11 protein-coding genes and 3 rRNA genes are annotated in these 18,138 nt (G+C 59.8%); 3 read left to right on the top strand and 11 right to left on the bottom strand.

The genetic code is table 11. The annotated features are described in order from the left end of the window. Positions 1–19 precede the first annotated feature (19 nt). Complete coding sequence (locus SJY18_RS00070; RefSeq protein ID WP_337338388.1) at positions 20–889, bottom strand: sugar phosphate isomerase/epimerase; 870 nt, start codon at positions 887–889, stop codon at positions 20–22. A gap of 207 nt (positions 890–1,096) precedes the next feature. On the opposite strand from SJY18_RS00070, the gene SJY18_RS00065 reads away from it, so the two are divergent. The 3 genes from SJY18_RS00065 to SJY18_RS00055 all read left to right on the top strand — a co-directional run bounded on the left by SJY18_RS00065 (position 1,097) and on the right by SJY18_RS00055 (position 4,766). Beyond that, positions 1,097–2,602 (top strand): sugar ABC transporter ATP-binding protein, encoded by a 1,506-nt coding sequence (locus tag SJY18_RS00065; protein ID WP_337338389.1) that lies wholly within the window; start codon positions 1,097–1,099, stop codon positions 2,600–2,602. Beyond that, on the top strand, positions 2,599–3,630 hold the full coding sequence (locus SJY18_RS00060; protein ID WP_337338390.1) for an ABC transporter permease: 1,032 nt from the start codon (positions 2,599–2,601) through the stop codon (positions 3,628–3,630). The genes SJY18_RS00065 and SJY18_RS00060 overlap by 4 nt, the downstream gene beginning before the upstream one ends. Before the next feature lie 146 nt (positions 3,631–3,776). After that, complete coding sequence (locus SJY18_RS00055) at positions 3,777–4,766, top strand: ABC transporter substrate-binding protein (protein ID WP_337338391.1); 990 nt, start codon at positions 3,777–3,779, stop codon at positions 4,764–4,766. Positions 4,767–4,867: 101 nt separating this feature from the next. On the opposite strand, the gene SJY18_RS00050 is transcribed toward SJY18_RS00055, so the two are convergent. The 10 genes from SJY18_RS00050 to SJY18_RS00005 all read right to left on the bottom strand — a co-directional run bounded on the left by SJY18_RS00050 (position 4,868) and on the right by SJY18_RS00005 (position 17,659). Then, on the bottom strand, positions 4,868–5,818 hold the full coding sequence (locus SJY18_RS00050) for an aryldialkylphosphatase (protein ID WP_337338392.1): 951 nt from the start codon (positions 5,816–5,818) through the stop codon (positions 4,868–4,870). A 28-nt stretch (positions 5,819–5,846) separates the two neighbouring features. Further along, positions 5,847–6,776, bottom strand: coding sequence for a shikimate dehydrogenase family protein (locus SJY18_RS00045; protein WP_396667989.1), 930 nt, complete (start codon positions 6,774–6,776; stop codon positions 5,847–5,849). Continuing rightward, complete coding sequence (locus tag SJY18_RS00040) at positions 6,773–7,447, bottom strand: bifunctional 4-hydroxy-2-oxoglutarate aldolase/2-dehydro-3-deoxy-phosphogluconate aldolase (RefSeq protein ID WP_396667988.1); 675 nt, start codon at positions 7,445–7,447, stop codon at positions 6,773–6,775. The genes SJY18_RS00045 and SJY18_RS00040 overlap by 4 nt, the downstream gene beginning before the upstream one ends. Before the next feature lie 35 nt (positions 7,448–7,482). Next, positions 7,483–8,439: an NAD(P)-dependent oxidoreductase gene (locus SJY18_RS00035; protein WP_396667987.1), complete on the bottom strand. Its 957-nt coding sequence runs from the start codon at positions 8,437–8,439 to the stop codon at positions 7,483–7,485. After that, positions 8,439–9,929 (bottom strand): xylulokinase, encoded by a 1,491-nt coding sequence (xylB, locus tag SJY18_RS00030; protein WP_396667986.1) that lies wholly within the window; start codon positions 9,927–9,929, stop codon positions 8,439–8,441. Before xylB ends, SJY18_RS00035 begins: the two co-directional genes overlap by 1 nt. A gap of 5 nt (positions 9,930–9,934) precedes the next feature. After that, positions 9,935–10,513, bottom strand: coding sequence for a glucose-6-phosphate isomerase family protein (locus SJY18_RS00025; RefSeq protein WP_396667985.1), 579 nt, complete (start codon positions 10,511–10,513; stop codon positions 9,935–9,937). Positions 10,514–10,703: 190 nt separating this feature from the next. Continuing rightward, a complete protein-coding gene (locus SJY18_RS00020; RefSeq protein WP_396667984.1) occupies positions 10,704–12,290 on the bottom strand; it encodes a primosomal protein in 1,587 nt (528 codons plus the stop codon). Positions 12,291–12,380: 90 nt separating this feature from the next. Continuing rightward, positions 12,381–12,497, bottom strand: a 5S ribosomal RNA gene (gene rrf / locus SJY18_RS00015). A 98-nt stretch (positions 12,498–12,595) separates the two neighbouring features. Further along, a 23S ribosomal RNA gene (locus SJY18_RS00010) occupies positions 12,596–15,701 on the bottom strand. A 436-nt stretch (positions 15,702–16,137) separates the two neighbouring features. Beyond that, positions 16,138–17,659: ribosomal RNA gene (locus SJY18_RS00005) — 16S ribosomal RNA — on the bottom strand. The 16S, 23S and 5S rRNA genes sit together here, the layout of an rRNA operon. Positions 17,660–18,138 lie beyond the last annotated feature (479 nt).

The raw sequence follows: 18,138 nt of genomic DNA, 5'->3' as shown, positions 1-18,138 counted from the left end.
TCAGCGGCACCCGCCCATGTCAGTGGAGCGCAATCGTGCTGACGGCGTGGAGTCCGTCGCGAATGAAGCGGTTTGCGTGGGCGGCCAAGTCGTCGGAATCCTGCCAGAGGTTTCGCCAGATGCCGAGCGTATTGCTGAGTTCGGCGCTCACGACCGCTGAGGAGAAGGACTCGAATACGACGGGACCGTCGTACCCCGCACGATCGAGAGCACGGAAGAACGAGTCAAAGTCGACACTGCCCGTTCCCAGATAGCCACGATGGCTCTCACCGATGTGAACGTATCCGAGCCGCTCACCCGCGTCCAGTACGGGTTGCCACAGATCCGACTCCTCAATGTTCATGTGGTACGTGTCCAGGTGCAGCGAAACGTTGTCAGAACCCACCTCGTCCAGGTAGCGAAGTCCTCCTCGACCGGTGTTGAAGACGTTCGATTCATAGCGGTTCACAACCTCGAGCGAGAGCCTGATCCCGCGGTCGCGAGCTTTGGCTGCCAGTCGTGCGATAGCTGCTTGGCTGTTGGCCACGCCCTTCGCGCTGGCTGGCGCCATGAACTTGCGCATAGCCGAGTAGATGACGCCGCACAGCACTTCGCCGCCCATCGTCGCCACGTGATCGAGGCACACCTCCAACATCTCCTCGCCCGCAGCCACCACGGCGGGGTTTTCACTGGACAGGTCTGTGGCGTCGGTCAGACCCAATGAAGCCGTGACCGCAAGGTCGTTGTCTCGCAACATTCGCCCGGCCAGCGCGGAATCAAACTGGCCGGGATCCATGAGGGGGATCTCGATGAGGTCGAACCCCGCGGCCTTTGTTCCTTCAATAGAAGCTCGCAGTCCGGCCTCGTCGAAACTGCCGGAAAAAACGAGTGCGTGCGCGCCGATGAGCATGATTCTCCTTGTTGAGCACGACCTTCGTGCATCATCTGTGACCAAGATGTTATTACAGCTCTTCCATCTACCGCTGTGGTTAGATACATTTAGATACAACTTACGCAGCGTTGCTAAACGCTGATCAATTGGTAGGATGTCTAAGCCGTTCCCACCCAGGGAAGTGGCACCCGTCTTCTACAAGACCTTCAACGAAGAGGTGACCGAGTGACCGACCCCATCCTCAAAGTGCACGGGATCAGCAAAGGCTTCCCCGGCGTGCAAGCGCTGAAGGACGTTGACCTTGAAGTGCACTCTGGCGAAGTGCTCGTGCTGGTGGGCGAGAATGGCGCTGGCAAGTCGACGCTGATGAAGATTCTCTCGGGGATCTACACAAAAGACGAAGGCACCATCACCTTCGAGGGCGCCGAAGTCGAACTCACCAGCCCGCTGCAAGCACAGCACCTCGGCATCACCATCATTCATCAAGAGATGAACATGATGCCCGATCTCACGGTTGCACAGAACATCTATGTCGGGCGTGAGCCGACGGTCGGTCCTTTTCTGTCCGAGCGCAAGCTCAACAAGAAGGCGACCGAGCTGCTGAACGCGCTCGAGATCGACCTGAATCCGCGACAGCTCGTGAGCGAGCTCACCGTCGCCAAGCAGCAGATGGTCGAAATCGCGAAGGCGCTCTCGTTCGACGCCAAGGTGCTCATCATGGACGAGCCAACCTCGGCTTTGACCGACAGTGAAACCGAGATCCTGTTCGAGCTCATCGAACAGCTGAAGTCCCGCGGCACCGGCATCGTCTACATCTCGCACCGAATGGATGAGCTGCGCCGGCTCGCCGACCGTGTCTCCGTGCTTCGAGACGGCACATACATCGGATCTCTCGAGAAGAGTGAGATCTCCGTCCCCAAGATCATCGAGATGATGGTCGGTCGCAAAATCGATGAAGGTGCCCGGCCGACGGCGCGCGAGCACGCGGATGATCCCATCGTGCTCGACGTGAACGGTCTCAGCACCAAGAGCCTGCTCAAAGACGTCAGCTTTCAATTGCACCGCGGAGAAATTCTCGGCTTCGCCGGGCTGATGGGCGCGGGGCGCACCGAGACTGCACGAGCGATCATTGGCGCCGACCCTCGCGAGGGCGGCACGATCTCGGTGGCCGGCAAGGCCGTACGAATCAAGCAGCCCGCCGACGCGGTGAAACTCGGAATCGGCTACCTGAGCGAAGACCGCAAGCTGCTCGGGCTGATGCTTGAGCAAGACGTCACGTTCAACACTGTTCTCGCTTCACTGGGCACCTACGCCAACAGCATCGGCTGGATGCAGGACGGAAAAGCGAAATCGCAGGCGAAAGACTACGTGCGTACATTGCGCGTAAAGACGCCGTCTGTCAACCAGATCGTCAAGCTGCTCTCCGGAGGCAACCAACAGAAGGTCGTCATCGCGAAGTGGCTGTTGCGTGACTGCGATGTTCTCATCTTCGATGAGCCAACGCGTGGCATCGACATCGGCGCCAAAGAAGAGATCTACCGCCTGATGCGTGAGCTCGCGGCATCAGGAAAGTCCATCATCGTCATTTCATCGGAGCTCCCCGAAATCCTCCGCGTCGCCAATCGCATTGTCGTGATGGCGAACGGTCAGATCACTGGGGTGCTGCGCAACGAAGAAGCCAGCCAGGAGAAGATCATGCAGTACGCAGCACACGCGGAGGTAGACGAATGACCACCCCCACAACGCCCGGCCCGACGACGACGACCGTCATCCAGACCGCGGTTGAAGAGAAGGGCAACGGCGGTTTCGGTGCTTTTCTGAAGCGCCAGGCCCAGCAGTCACTCGCATTCGGGACGCTCATCGTCCTCGTTGTGTTCTTCTCTGTCTTCGGCAACAACTTCTTCACCTGGAGCAACATCTCGGGCATCCTGCTCGCAACCGCTGTTATCGGCATCCTTGCTCTAGGCACGACTTTCGTCATCATCACAGGCGGGATTGACCTGTCCATCGGAACAGGAATGACGCTGGCTGCGGTCATGACGGGTGTGTTCATCGCGAACATGGGCCTTCCGGTGTGGATCGGGGTGCTCGGCGGCATCGCGACCGGTGTGCTGATGGGTCTCGTCAACGGCGTGAACGTAACGTTCCTTCGACTACCGCCGTTCATCGCGACGCTCGCGATGATGATGATCGCCCAGGGCCTCGCCCTTGTGATCTCGGGTGTTCGTCCGATCTACTTCTCAAGCGCTGCGCCGAACTTCAAGGACATCGCACTGGGAACCTTGATCCCGGGCCTGCCCAACGCAGTGCTCATCACGATTGCGCTGGCAATCGTCGCCTATCTGGTTCTGAACAAGACCCTGCTCGGCCGCTACACCTTCGCCATCGGCTCGAACGAAGAAGCCACGCGACTCTCCGGTGTCAACACGCGACGGTGGAAGATCTTCATCTACATGTTCGCGGGTGCATTCACGGGTGTCGCTGGCGTCGTCCTCGCGGCTCGCTTGGACTCGGCTCAGCCCCAACTCGGCGTCGGATACGAACTGCAGGCGATCGCCGCGGTGATCATCGGCGGCACCTCGCTGCTCGGCGGTCGAGGCTCGATTCTCGGTACCGTCATCGGCGCCTTGATCATGAGCGTGCTCATCAACGGTTTGCGCATCATGTCGATCCAGACCGAATGGCAGAACGTCGTCGTCGGAATCGTGATCTTGATCGCGGTGTTCTTCGACTCCCTGCGAAACCGCTCATCGACATAGCCAAATACTTGGTCAGCGGCGCCCGTGCCCGTTGCCGACCAATCGACCTTCTGGTCGAGCTCGCGGATCCCTTCCGCTAGGCACAACACCGAAAATGTCCGCATCACTCCGGCTTTAGGGCTGGACATACAAACAATGGAGTTTCCATGAAGTACGGCAGAAAAGCTGGGATCGCGGCAACCGCCGCCGTCGCGGCACTCGTGTTCGCTGGCTGCTCAAGCGACGCTAGCGACACAGCGACTGACAGTGGTAGCAGCGACGATGAGATGTACATTGCTCTCGTCTCGAAGGGCTTTCAGCACCAGTTCTGGCAGGCGGTGAAGACCGGAGCCGAAGAAAAGGCCGACGAGCTCGGAATCACGATCACTTTCGAAGGCCCCGCGTCTGAGACCGAGGTTGACGCGCAGCTGCAGATGTTGCAGACCGCAATCGACAAGGAGCCCGCAGCCATCGGCTACGCCGCACTCGACCCCGAGGCATGCGTTCCTCTCTACGAGAGCGCGGAAGCCGCAGGCATCCCGATTGCACAGTTCGACGCCCCCTGCAACAGCGAATACGGTTCGAGCCTCTCGGCCACCGACAGCATGGTCGCCGGTGCGCTGGCAGCAGACCACATGGCAGAGCTGATCGGCGGTTCGGGCGAGGTCGCGATTGTCGGTCACTCGCAGATCAACTCGACCGGAATCGAGCGCCGCGACGGCTTCGTCGAGCGCATCGAATCGGAGTACCCCGACATCGAGATCGTCGACATCCAGTACGGTGACGGCGACCACCTGAAGTCGGCTGACATTGCGAAGGCCATGATTGCCGCCAACCCCAACCTGGCTGGTCTCTACGGCACCAACGAAGGTTCGGCCATCGGTGTCGTCAACGCCGCCAACGAGCTTGGCCTCGAGCCTGGTGAGCTGACCATCATCGGGTTCGACTCGGGTGCAGCCCAGATCAACGCGATCAAGGATGGCACCATGGCGGGCGCGATCACGCAAGACCCGATCGGTATTGGAAAGTCGGTTGTTGAGGCCGCGTACAACCTCGCCAACGGCGAGGCTGTCGAGGACTTCTACGACACTGGCTCGTACTGGTACGACGCCAACAACATCGACGACCCCGAGATCGCTGCGGTTCTCTACGACTGAGCCGTATCCTCTCGAAAAGGGCGCCATCCACATTGTGGGTGGCGCCCTTCGCGTATTGTCGCAGGCGACGAGAAAACTAACCGGTCGTTCAGCGCACGCTCTCAGCGCGGAATGTCGAGCAGGCGTGCGGCATTCTCGACCAGCATCCGCTCCACAGCTGCAGCGCCGATCAGACCCCGCAGGCGGGGCAGGTACCGCTCCCCCAAGTAGCCGAGGCCCGGCATTCCGCCATACGAGATGTAGCGGCTTCGACGCGCCACATCTCCGCCGAGAACGATGCGATTGCCGGCGCCCGCTTCAACAACAGCCGCCGTGAGATTCAGCAGTTCCGCGTCACCGCGGGTGCGTGGCCGAGCGAAACCGTCGTAACCCAGATAGGCGCCACGAGCCGCCAGGTCGACGTGCAAGCCGGGATCGGGATCGCGATCCGCGTGTGCGAGCACCACACGGTGCGCGGGTGCGCCCGCCCGCTCGAGGATATCGAGAACCTCGTGCGCTGCCGTGCAGAACTCCAGGTGCACCATGACAGCGACGCCCGTGCTCGCACAAGCGCCCGCAACTGCCTCAAGTGTCTGTCGCTCGAATGACGAGATTCGCCAGTAGTCGACACCGGCTTTGAGCATGCCGGCGCGCACCGGGCCTACTTCGGGCGTCGGTGCGGTCCCGCCGTGTTGCGGCCCGTCAACTGCGGGCATCGATCGCTCAATGTCATCCACGAACCGCGCGAGTAGTGCACCGTCATCCCACGCCCGCACCCAGTGGTCGTGGGCATAGTGAGCCTCACGGTGTCGTCCAGTCGTCGCCACAACCTGGATTCCCGTGTGCTGACTGATGCGCGCTGCCGCCGCGGGGCGACGCCCCAGACCGATCGGCGTTGCGTCGACCATGGCGTCGAATCCGCTCGCCCGCAATAGGGAAACTTCGGCTTGGGAAGCGTCCTCGTCGTCGAGCTCGTCCCCGGGCAACAGCGGCGAGATTTGGAAGAGGTGCTCGTGATAGTTGGTCGCCCCGAGACGATCGGCGGGAATGTCGCCCAGCACTGTACGGATCATGGTGTCCCCTTCGTCGCGCCCTGCGAGCCTACTGTCGAGCGAACTCCGCTGCATCCGCCAACTGCTCGACGATCGCCGGCGTCAGTTCAAGGTCGAATACGTCGGCCACCACCTGCGACCAGCCGTGGATGAAATAGCGCCACCCGTCAACCACGTGCAGACCGCGCTCATCGGCCTGCGCCCGAGCCTGGTGCAAGAACTCCAGGGTGCCGCGGTAGTTGAACTCCCAGACGTACGCGTCGAGAGGAAACAGCGCGTCATCGGCCAACGGCGAACCGGGGCGATCTTTGCCAAGGCCGGTTGCGTTGACGACGAGCGAGCCCTGCGGCATGCTCGCCAGCACCGCTGCCGTAGCTTGAGCTGAATCCACCAGCACATATTCGATCAGATCGTCGGGGGTGCGATGCTGGCAATGCACCTGTCGGAGGTGATCAAGGCTCGCTTGATTCGGAGCAGTCACGACAACATGCGAGGGGCGATCCGCTCGCTCGGCGAGTGCCCAACTCAGCGCCGTTCCTGAGCCACCGGCCCCAAGAATCAGCACCTCGGCACCAGAACGCGAGAAGTAGTCTTCAGGAAGGAAATCACCAAGCGCAAGCGCGACGGTAAGAGGATCCTTGGCCCGCCCGATGAGGGCATCGCCGCGTTTTGAGACGCTCGAGATCTCTGCACACGACACTGCGAACGGGTCAAGCTCGTCGAAGAGCTCGGATGCAGCGGCGAACACATTCATCTTGTGCGTGGTGATCAGCGCGCCACGATGGTGCGGGTCGTCACGGATCTGCTCGAGAAGGGCAACGTAGCTGGCCGGGCTCGCATCGACCGGCAGGTCATGGCCTACCAGCGTGCGGGTCGGTAGCCCCAGCACATCTGCCCAACGCGGAAACACCTGCATGATCGACGACGATCCAGTGCTGACTCCGACAAAGCCCATGTAGCCAAAGGACGATTCAGTCACGACACGTTCCCGTCCGCCTGCACAGCGCGAAGAGCCGCTGCGAACAGCACCGCGCGCCGCTCAATTTCTGCAAAATCACTCGTCGCGAGCGCTTTGGCTGGCACCAAATCGCCGCCGGCTCCGACCGCCACAGCACCGGCTGAGAACCATGCCGCAAGATTTTCGGGGGTTACTCCCCCGGTGGGCATCAGATTCGCTGCGGGGAACGGCCCTCGCAGAGCGCCGAGGTATGCCGGGCCGCCAAGAGACGCCGGAAAGATCTTGATGACGTCAACTTCTAGTTGTTGTGCCGTCATCACCTCGCTCGGAGTCAGCGCGCCGGTCATCGTGACAACCCCGGTCGCGCGCATCTCGCCCGCCAATTCCGCCAGGGTGCCGGGACTGACTAAAAATGCAGCTCCGGCATCCGCAGCTTCGCGGGCCTGCGCTCCGGTGGTCACGGTACCCGCACCGACATAGGCAGACTCTCCGTGCCTCGCCTTCGCTGCCGCAATGACCTCCGCGGCGTCGGGCGTCGAGTAGGTTACCTCGATGCCCGTGATTCCGCCGCGCACGAGTGCGTCGATGGCATCGAGGGCAGCGGCGGAGCTCGGCGCACGCAACACAGCGAGCACTCCAGCTCTGCGTGCAGCAGAAAGGCGGTCGCCTGCGTGGTCGGCGAGAGTAGTCATTGGCAGTTCCTGTTCATCGATCGAGTGGGATGCCGTCAGCGCACCGCGTTGACGGGGTGCAGAGGCACCTCGCCGGCGAGTACCGCAAAGGCGTTGTCGAGGGCCATCGAACCCATGTTGTCTACCGCTTGAGTGGTCTGCGCGGCGAGATGCGGGGTCACGACCACATTGCCTGAGATGTCTGCCGCCAACAGTGGGCTGTCGCTGCCCGCGGTATCGCCGTTCAGCACATCTGCCGCATAGCCGGCGAGCGTTCCCTCGCGCAGGGCGGTTGCCACTGCATCTTCATCAACGAGATCGGCGCGGGCGGTGTTCACGATGAGCGCGCCGGGACGCAACCACGAGAGTCGTTCGGCGGTGACAAGCACCTGTCCCCCGGGCGCGTGCAATGTGATCACGTCTGCGGCATGAAAGAGCTCCTCTATTGAAGCTGGTTTCGCGCCGAGCTCGGCAATCCGCGGCGCCGGCATGAATGGGTCGAATGCCATCACAGTAGAACCGAAGCCGGCAAGTCGGCGAGCGACGCCTTGTCCGATCCTGCCAAAGCCGAGAATGCCGACATTCAACGCCCCGAGCTCACGCCCTCGGCGCACCGACCAGTCGCCTTGGCGTACCCGCCGGTCTCCATCGACGATGCTTCGCAGGGTGGTGAGCATCAAGCCGACCGCGTGATCTGCCACCGCCTCGCTGTTCGCCCCGGGAGTGTTGGTCACAGCGATACCTCGACGAGTTGCAGCATCCACATCCACAGCCTCAGTACCCACGCCATAGCGCGCGATCACTTTGAGGCGCGGCGACAGATCAAGGTGTCGCGCGGTCACTGGTCCCGTTCCCGCTACCCAGGCATCTGCCGTTTGAAGCAACGGCGCGAGCGACGCAAGATCATGGTGGGATGGACCACGGATGATTTCGTGGCCGGCTTCGGCAGCGCGGCTCATCAAATCGACATCGCCGTCGTTGAACGAGCGGCTTGTCACCAAAACAACAGACATCAGGCTTCTCCATCCGCGAACCATGGCGCGAGCGCCGTGTACGCACTGTCAAATCGCGGGGCGCGCGAGGAATAGTCAGAGTGCCGCGTCGGGTCGGGCGTGAACTCGGCCGTTACCTCGCTGAGCGAACGCGCCGCAGAGAAGTCAGTGAGGTCGAGCCCGACAGCCGCGGTCACTGCCGCGCCCAAGCTGTTCGCCTCCTCGCCGACCGTGCGGCGCCGCACCGGTACGCCCCAGACATCAGCCAGAATTTGCAGCCAGACGTCACTTTGCGCGCCGCCACCGACCGCGTCAACCCGATCGATCGTCGCGCCCGCTGCGCCAAATGCGTTCAGACACAGCCGCAAATTGAATGCGACACCTTCTAGCACCGCGCGCACTAGGTGTGAGCGCGTGTGGTGGCGGCCGATGCCTACGAACGCGCCACGCGCATCAGGATCCCAGTGCGGTGAGCGTTCGCCGAGCAGATACGGAAGGAAGTAGAGGCCTCGAGTATCGAGATCGTCGCCAGCTTCTGCGGTGAGCCGACCGGTTTCAGGATGTGAGGAGTCGGGCGAGAGAGCTTCCGCGATCCATTGGACCGATGCGCCACCCGCCTGCATGGTCGCCGTGGGAACGTAACTTCCAGGTACGACATTGTCAAAGGTGAATGTGCGCATCTGCGGGTCACGCAGCGGCGCTTCGCTCGCGAATGAGATCCAAGAGGACGTCCCCAGGCAGACGTACGCACCGTCCGATGGTGCAACAATTCCGGAGCCCACGGCCGCCATCGGACCGTCGCCGCCCCCCATGACGATACGGACGTCTCGCCCAAGACCGAGCGCGTTCGCGGCCTCAGCGGTGAGCGATCCGACAACTGTCACCGAGTCAAGGATCTCGGGGAAGAGATCGGGGTCAAGTCTCGCTGCCGCAAGCACCTCAGACGACCACTTGCCGGTGAGCTGGTCGTAGGCGTTGGTGCCTGATGCATCGGAGCGATCGGTCGCGAGTCTGCCCGTCAGCCGCATCACGATGTAGTCCTTCGCGACGCAGAACTTGCGCACGCGAGACCACACCTCCGGCTCGTGATCACGCACCCACATGATCTTCTCGATCGAGTAGGTCTCGTTGAGACGATGGCCAAGCAGGTCGTACGCGTGAATTTCTCCGAGGGATGCTGCCAACTCACGAACTTGCGCCCCCGAACGGGTGTCAGCCCAGATGATCGCGGGGCGCACAGGCGTCCCCGCACCGTCGAGCAGCACGGTGCCCATCATCTGCCCGCCCACGACGAGTCCGGTGATGGATCGTGCGTCGACGGCTGCCTTCAGCAGAAGCTGCCTGGTCGCCGAAACAACAGCTTGCCACCAGTCCTCTGGGTTCTGCTCGGCAATGCCGCCCGATGCAAAGTGCGCCGGATAGCCGACAGTGACCGACGCGACCAGGCGCCCGTCATCCTGGTGCAGCGAGGCTTTGTTGCCTGTGGTGCCCAGATCGTGTGCGATCAGCATCGAGCTCAGCCCGCGTACGGACGCAGGTCGACGGATCCACCGGCATCGAGGTAGGCGCGCGAACCCATGCCGTGAGTGAGCACCCAGCCATAGTCGTGGCCCGCGCCACCGGGATACACAGCGAGGAATGCGTACGGTTCGTCGCCGGTGTTGACTGAGCGGTGAGCCCAGCCCGGTGGAATGTAGCCAATCGTTCCCGGTGTCATGTCGAGCCATTCGACACGTTCACCATCGAACATAAGAAGCCCACCACGGCCCTTTAGGGCGAGGTAGATCTCACCCTGATGGTCTGGATGCTGATGCCCCTTGGTCATCCAGAGCTCGCCCGCGGTCGCCCCGGGAAAGATCGTGGTGATCGACTGCGGCAGCTCGCGGTTGATCTCCGGTACAGGTGAACTGGTCACCGTGTAGACAACAGGGTTATCGCCAGCGGCCGACTCCGCCCACGCACTCTGGTCGAGAAACAATCCCTCGAGATCAGACATGCGGCGAGTCAGCGTGGGCCCTTCGGGCGATAGCGTCAGCCGCTCTGCGTCAAAGGCAATCGCAAAAGGCGACACTGGGGGTGTCAGATATTCGGGCACAATTCTCCTCGACGACGTCGTCTCGCTGGTCCAGCCTGTAATTACAACTAATCATACATGTAACTACAAGTGAGATCCAGGTGTCAGCGCATTCGGACGGAGGTCGGCACCTGCCGACGGCCGTTGGTGGCGACGTTGCGCGACCGTCCCTTCGAAATCGGCGTCGTCACGACCACTTAGCAGCGGGAGGTCAGTCTTCCGTGTCGCCGACCACAGGAGTTGTGGGCACCTCGTCTTCGAGATCATCGACGTCGATGATGTCGAGCGCACTCGTGTCAATACTCACCAGCTCGATGGTTTCGTGGTGGTGGGTGTTGTGGTGTTGGTTGAGGGCGTGTTGGGCTTGTTGGGCGTGGTGGGCCCATTTTTGGGTGTGGGTGGTTTGGCCGAGTTGTTCGTGGATGGTGGCGCGGGCGGTGAATAGGGCGGGTGAGTATTCGTGGGCGGTGGTGGGGTCGAGTTCGGGGATGTCGAGTTCTCGGAGGGCTTTTTCGGGGTGGTTTTGGTCGAGGTGTGCGCCTGAGAGGGCGATGGCGAGGTGGACGCGGACGGTGGTGGGGAGGGTGTTGCGGTTGATCGCGCGGCCGGTTTCGAGGGCTTTGTCGGGGCGTCCGATGCCGCGTTCTGAGTCGACCATGAGGGCTGCGAGGTCGTCGCGGCCGGTGATGCGGCGGTAGGTGCGGATTTCTCGGAGTGCGAGGGCGTAGTCGCCGAGGGTGTATGCGGTGATGGCGAGGGTTTCGCGGGTGATGCCGATGCGGCCGGCGCGGCGGGCGGCGCTGATGGCGTGTTGGTGGGCGAGTTCGGGGTCGGTGTCGATGAGGTTCGCGGCCATGGCGAGGTGTCGGGCGACCCAGTCTGCGTTTTCTTTGGTGAGGGTTTTCAGTTCGTTGCGTGCGGCGGGGTGCAGGTCGTTTGCGGTGATCTCGTCGGGGATGACGGGGTCGTTGTGGTGGGGGCGGACGGGGCGGATTTCTTCGTCGCGGGTGGCGCGGTCGGGGCGGTCTGCTCCGCCGCGGGTGGGCCTGCTCCCACGATTGCCCCCCTCACGCGGCGGGTAGCTCTTACGTTCCCCATCGCGGGACGAGTAAGGCTTGCGTTCCCCATCGCGAGGCGGGTAGCTCTTACGCTCCCCATCGCGGGACGAATACGACTTGCGTTCCCCATCACGCTGGTACGGCTTGCGTTCCCCATCACGGGGTGGGTACGACTTACGCTGCCCCCCGTCGCGGGGTGGGTACGACTTACGCTGCCCCCCGTCACGAGGCGGGTAGCTCTTACGTTCCCCGTCGCGAGGCGGGTAGCTCTTACGCTCCCCGTCGCGAGGCGGGTACGACTTACGTTCCCCATCACGGGGCGAATACGACTTACGCTCCCCATCACGCTGGTACGGCTTGCGTTCGCCATCGCGGGGCGAATACGACTTACGTTCCCCATCACGCGGCGGGTACGACTTACGTTCCCCGTCACGCGTGTACGACTTACGTTCGCCATCGCGGGGCGGGTACGACTTACGCTCCCCGTCGCGGGACGAATAAGGCTTGCGTTCCCCGTCACGAGGCGGGTAGCTCTTGCGTTCCCCGTCGCGGGACGAGTAAGGCTTGCGTTCCCCATCACGCTGGTACGGCTTGCGTTCTCCGTCGCGGGCCGGGTACGGCCTGCGTTCGCCGTTACGGGATGAGGAGGGCTTGCGTTGCCCGTTGCGGGGTGGGTGCGACTTGTGTTGCTTGTCGCGGTCGTGGTCGTGGTTGTTGTCTCGGGGGGTGTTGTCGGGCATGTCGTGATCCTCCCGCAGCCCCGGGTGGGGGACAACGATTGTTAACGCGAAAAGGCCACCCAACATTGGGTGGCCAATTCACTAAAAGAAGTCCGGCGGTGTCCTACTCTCCCACAGGGTCCCCCCTGCAGTACCATCGGCGCTGTGAGGCTTAGCTTCCGGGTTCGGAATGTAACCGGGCGTTTCCCTCACGCTATGGCCGCCGAAACACTATTGATGTTTCAATCAGCATAACAATCAATTGTTATGCGGTTCTCGACCGTACATCGAGAACCACTCAGTGGACGCAGCACCTTAAACGGTGTGTTATCAAGTCATCGGCTTATTAGTACCAGTCAGCTACACGTGTTACCACGCTTCCACATCTGGCCTATCAACCCAGTAATCTGGCTGGGAGCCTCTCGCCCGAAGGCATGGAAATCTCATCTTGAGGCCGGCTTCCCGCTTAGATGCTTTCAGCGGTTATCCATCCCGAACGTAGCTAATCAGCGGTGCTCCTGGCGGAACAACTGACACACCAGAGGTTCGTCCAACCCGGTCCTCTCGTACTAGGGTCAGATCCTCTCAAATTTCCTGCGCGCGCAGCGGATAGGGACCGAACTGTCTCACGACGTTCTAAACCCAGCTCGCGTACCGCTTTAATGGGCGAACAGCCCAACCCTTGGGACCTACTCCAGCCCCAGGATGCGACGAGCCGACATCGAGGTGCCAAACCATGCCGTCGATATGGACTCTTGGGCAAGATCAGCCTGTTATCCCCGAGGTACCTTTTATCCGTTGAGCGACAGCGCTTCCACAAGCCACTGCCGGATCACTAGTCCCGACTTTCGTCCCTGCTCGACCTGTCAGTCTCACAGTCAAGCTCCCTTGTGCACTTACACTCGACACCTGATTACCAACCAGGTTGAGGGAACCTTTGGGCGCCTCCGTTACTTTTTGGGAGGCAACCGCCCCAGTTAAACTACCCACCAGGCACTGTCCCTGAACCGGATTACGGTTCGAAGTTAGATATCCAGAATGACCAGAGTGGTATTTCAACAATGACTCCACAAGAACTAGCGTCCCTGCTTCAACGTCTCCCACCTATCCTACACAAGTCACACCGAACACCAATACCAAGCTATAGTAAAGGTCACGGGGTCTTTCCGTCCTGCTGCGCGTAACGAGCATCTTTACTCGTATTGCAATTTCGCCGAGTTCGCGGTTGAGACAGTTGGGAAGTCGTTACGCCATTCGTGCAGGTCGGAACTTACCCGACAAGGAATTTCGCTACCTTAGGATGGTTATAGTTACCACCGCCGTTTACTGGGGCTTAAATTCTCAGCTTTGCCTTGCGGCTAACCGGTCCTCTTAACCTTCCAGCACCGGGCAGGCGTCAGTCCGTATACATCGTCTTGCGACTTAGCACGGACCTGTGTTTTTAGTAAACAGTCGCTACCCACTAGTCTCTGCGGCCTCCAAACGCTTTTGGGAGCAAGTCCCTATACGCCGAAGGCCCCCCTTCTCCCGAAGTTACGGGGGCATTTTGCCGAGTTCCTTAACCACGATTCTCTCGATCTCCTTAGTATTCTCTACCTGACCACCTGAGTCGGTTTGGGGTACGGGCAGCTAGAACCTCGCGTCGATGCTTTTCTTGGCAGCATAGGATCACCCACTTATTATCCGCATCGTGTCTCAGCCTTAATGAGTGGCGGATTTGCCTACCACTCGGCCTACGCACTTGCACCCGGACAACCATCGCCGGGCTGGGCTACCTTCCTGCGTCACACCTGTTAATACGCTAACCGCCCCAGCATAGGGTCGCACGCTAGGCCCCACGCTTCACCCCGAAGGGATCCATCTAGGGGATTCAGATGCTTAGCATTACTGGATTGGTTTGGGCGGTTCTTCGCCGGTACGGGAATATCAACCCGTTGTCCATCGACTACGCCTGTCGGCCTCGCCTTAGGTCCCGACTTACCCAGGGAAGATTAGCTTGACCCTGGAACCCTTGGTCTTTCGGAGGACGTGTTTCTCACACGTCTTTCGCTACTCATGCCTGCATTCTCACTCGTGTAGCCTCCACGGCTGGTTCACACCGCCGCTTCGCTGGCCACACGACGCTCTCCTACCCATCAATACGGCTGGACCACGAAGGCCTACCAATAAATATCAATGCCACAACTTCGGTGGCGTGCTTGAGCCCCGTTACATTGTCGGCGCGGAATCACTTGACCAGTGAGCTATTACGCACTCTTTCAAGGGTGGCTGCTTCTAAGCCAACCTCCTGGTTGTCTAAGCAACTCCACATCCTTTCCCACTTAGCACGCGCTTAGGGACCTTAGTTGGTGGTCTGGGTTGTTTCCCTCTCGACTATGAAGCTTATCCCCCACAGTCTCACTGCTGCGCTCTCACTTACCGGCATTCGGAGTTTGGCTGACGTCAGTAACCTTTTAGGGCCCATCGGCCATCCAGTAGCTCTACCTCCGGCAAGAAACACGCAACGCTGCACCTAAATGCATTTCGGAGAGAACCAGCTATCACGAAGTTTGATTGGCCTTTCACCCCTATCCACAGCTCATCCCCTCAGTTTTCAACCTAAGTGGGTTCGGTCCTCCACGACGTCTTACCGTCGCTTCAACCTGGCCATGGATAGATCACTTCGCTTCGGGTCTAGGACATGCGACTGAATCGCCCTATTCAGACTCGCTTTCGCTACGGCTACCCCTCAACGGGTTAACCTCGCCACATATCGCTAACTCGCAGGCTCATTCTTCAAAAGGCACGCTGTCACCCCTACTAGGGAGGCTCCAACGGTTTGTAAGCAAACGGTTTCAGGTACTATTTCACTCCCCTCCCGGGGTACTTTTCACCTTTCCCTCACGGTACTTGTCCGCTATCGGTCATCTGGGAGTATTTAGGCTTATCAGGTGGTCCTGACAGATTCACACGGGATTTCTCGGGCCCCGTGCTACTTGGGATACTCTTCGCGTCAAGAGAAGCATTTCGACTACGGGGTTCGCACCCTCTATGACCAGCCATTCAAAGCTGTTCGTCTATACCTTCTTGTAACGCCGACTGATCGGCAGACCAGTCAGAAAAGTCCCACAACCCCGAATACGCAACTCCTGCCGGATATCACACGTACTCGGTTTAGCCTGTTCCGGTTTCGCTCGCCACTACTAACGGAATCGCGGTTGCTTTCTCTTCCTGTGGGTACTGAGATGTTTCACTTCCCCACGTTCCCTCTACCCGCCCTATATATTCAGGCGGGAGTCACCAGGTCAGCACGCTGCCCAGCGGGGTTTCCCCATTCGGAAATCCTCGGATCAAAGTGTGCTTATCCACTCCCCGAGGCTTATCGCAGATTGCTACGTCCTTCTTCGGCTCCAGATGCCAAGGCATCCACCGTTTGCTCTTAAAGACTTGAAATCACATGAGTTGAATCAAAACTCGACCCCACACCCGAAGGCATGGGAATCTGAAATTGACTAATGATCTTTAAGATCATCTTTCATGAGACAACACCAAAAGGTGTCATCTCAAAGATGCTCGCGTCCACTGTGTAGTTCTCAAAGTACGGGCGGTACCCTCCACCGAAACCAGCCAAAGCCGGCAACAGCAAAAGGTCCAGAGAGTCGTCAAAACCCAACATCCAAAGACATCAAGTTCATCCGGTCCCTCAGGACCCAACAGCGTGCATATGCCGGCGCTTCCACCAAAACCGTTCCAGCTGCAAGCAGCGTACTAAGTTCAGGAAGTCCCGAACGGCATCTTGTCTAATGTTCCACCCATGAGCTAACCAGTGAGAAACATACGTTCTCAATCTGGCGCCTGGACATCCCGAAGAATGCCAGATGCTCCTTAGAAAGGAGGTGATCCAGCCGCACCTTCCGGTACGGCTACCTTGTTACGACTTAGTCCTAATTACCGATCCCACCTTCGACGGCTCCCTCCACAAGGGTTGGGCCACCGGCTTCAGGTGTTACCGACTTTCATGACTTGACGGGCGGTGTGTACAAGACCCGGGAACGTATTCACCGCAGCGTTGCTGATCTGCGATTACTAGCGACTCCGACTTCATGAGGTCGAGTTGCAGACCTCAATCCGAACTGGGACCGGCTTTTTGGGATTCGCTCCACCTTACGGTATTGCAGCCCTTTGTACCGGCCATTGTAGCATGCGTGAAGCCCAAGACATAAGGGGCATGATGATTTGACGTCATCCCCACCTTCCTCCGAGTTGACCCCGGCAGTATCCCATGAGTTCCCACCATTACGTGCTGGCAACATAGAACGAGGGTTGCGCTCGTTGCGGGACTTAACCCAACATCTCACGACACGAGCTGACGACAACCATGCACCACCTGTTTACGAGTGTCCAAAGAGTTGACTATCTCTAGCCCGTTCTCGTATATGTCAAGCCTTGGTAAGGTTCTTCGCGTTGCATCGAATTAATCCGCATGCTCCGCCGCTTGTGCGGGTCCCCGTCAATTCCTTTGAGTTTTAGCCTTGCGGCCGTACTCCCCAGGCGGGGAACTTAATGCGTTAGCTGCGTCACGGAATCCGTGGAATGGACCCCACAACTAGTTCCCAACGTTTACGGGATGGACTACCAGGGTATCTAAGCCTGTTTGCTCCCCATCCTTTCGCTCCTCAGCGTCAGTTACGGCCCAGAGATCTGCCTTCGCCATCGGTGTTCCTCCTGATATCTGCGCATTCCACCGCTACACCAGGAATTCCAATCTCCCCTACCGCACTCTAGTCTGCCCGTACCCACTGCAGGCTGGAGGTTGAGCCTCCAGTTTTCACAGCAGACGCGACAAACCGCCTACGAGCTCTTTACGCCCAATAATTCCGGATAACGCTTGCGCCCTACGTATTACCGCGGCTGCTGGCACGTAGTTAGCCGGCGCTTTTTCTGCGAGTACCGTCACTTTCGCTTCTTCCTCGCTAAAAGAGGTTTACAACCCGAAGGCCGTCATCCCTCACGCGGCGTTGCTGCATCAGGCTTGCGCCCATTGTGCAATATTCCCCACTGCTGCCTCCCGTAGGAGTCTGGGCCGTGTCTCAGTCCCAGTGTGGCCGGTCACCCTCTCAGGCCGGCTACCCGTCGACGCCTTGGTGAGCCATTACCTCACCAACAAGCTGATAGGCCGCGAGCTCATCCCTGACCGAAATTCTTTCCAACTACCGACCATGCGGCCGTAGCTCATATCCGGTATTAGACGCCGTTTCCAGCGCTTATCCCAGAGTCAGGGGCAGATTGCTCACGTGTTACTCACCCGTTCGCCACTGATCCACCCAGCAAGCTGGGCTTCACCGTTCGACTTGCATGTGTTAAGCACGCCGCCAGCGTTCATCCTGAGCCAGGATCAAACTCTCCGTAAAAGAAATTTGCATCAACGAACCGGAATAGGCTCGAATCCGCGAGTTTGAACTGACCAAAAGGATGTCAATACTGACAATCCATACGCCAACCCCTCCGGAAGAAGGATTGGACTTTGATCCAAAGGAATCTCACCCAACCGAAGTTGAGTAGAGGTTATTTGGCATTTGACAAGTGCACGCTGTTGAGTTCTCAAGGATCGGACGCACCTCCCACTCAGCTTCACAGCCTCGCCAGAAGGGCAACTTCACTATCGTAGCCACACCGTCTCACCCAAGTCAAATCGACCGGGCCGCAATTTCGCCGGGGCAAGCAGAAGCTCGCACCAGCTCCATTCGGAGTGGCTGACCCCACGCAACCCGAGGGCTGCAACATCAAAACACAACCTGAGTTGATGTTTAGAAGGGGGCTGTTCTCCGCTTGAGGGGGGTAAAGCCTTCCGGCTCTTCCGCATCCCTGTGGGGCGAACAAGTAACTACGC

Source organism: Microbacterium sp. R86528, assembly GCF_044596335.1.
GTDB classification, from domain to species: Bacteria; Actinomycetota; Actinomycetes; order Actinomycetales; family Microbacteriaceae; genus Microbacterium; species Microbacterium marmarense.
This window is presented reverse-complemented; position numbering and strand designations above follow the sequence as displayed.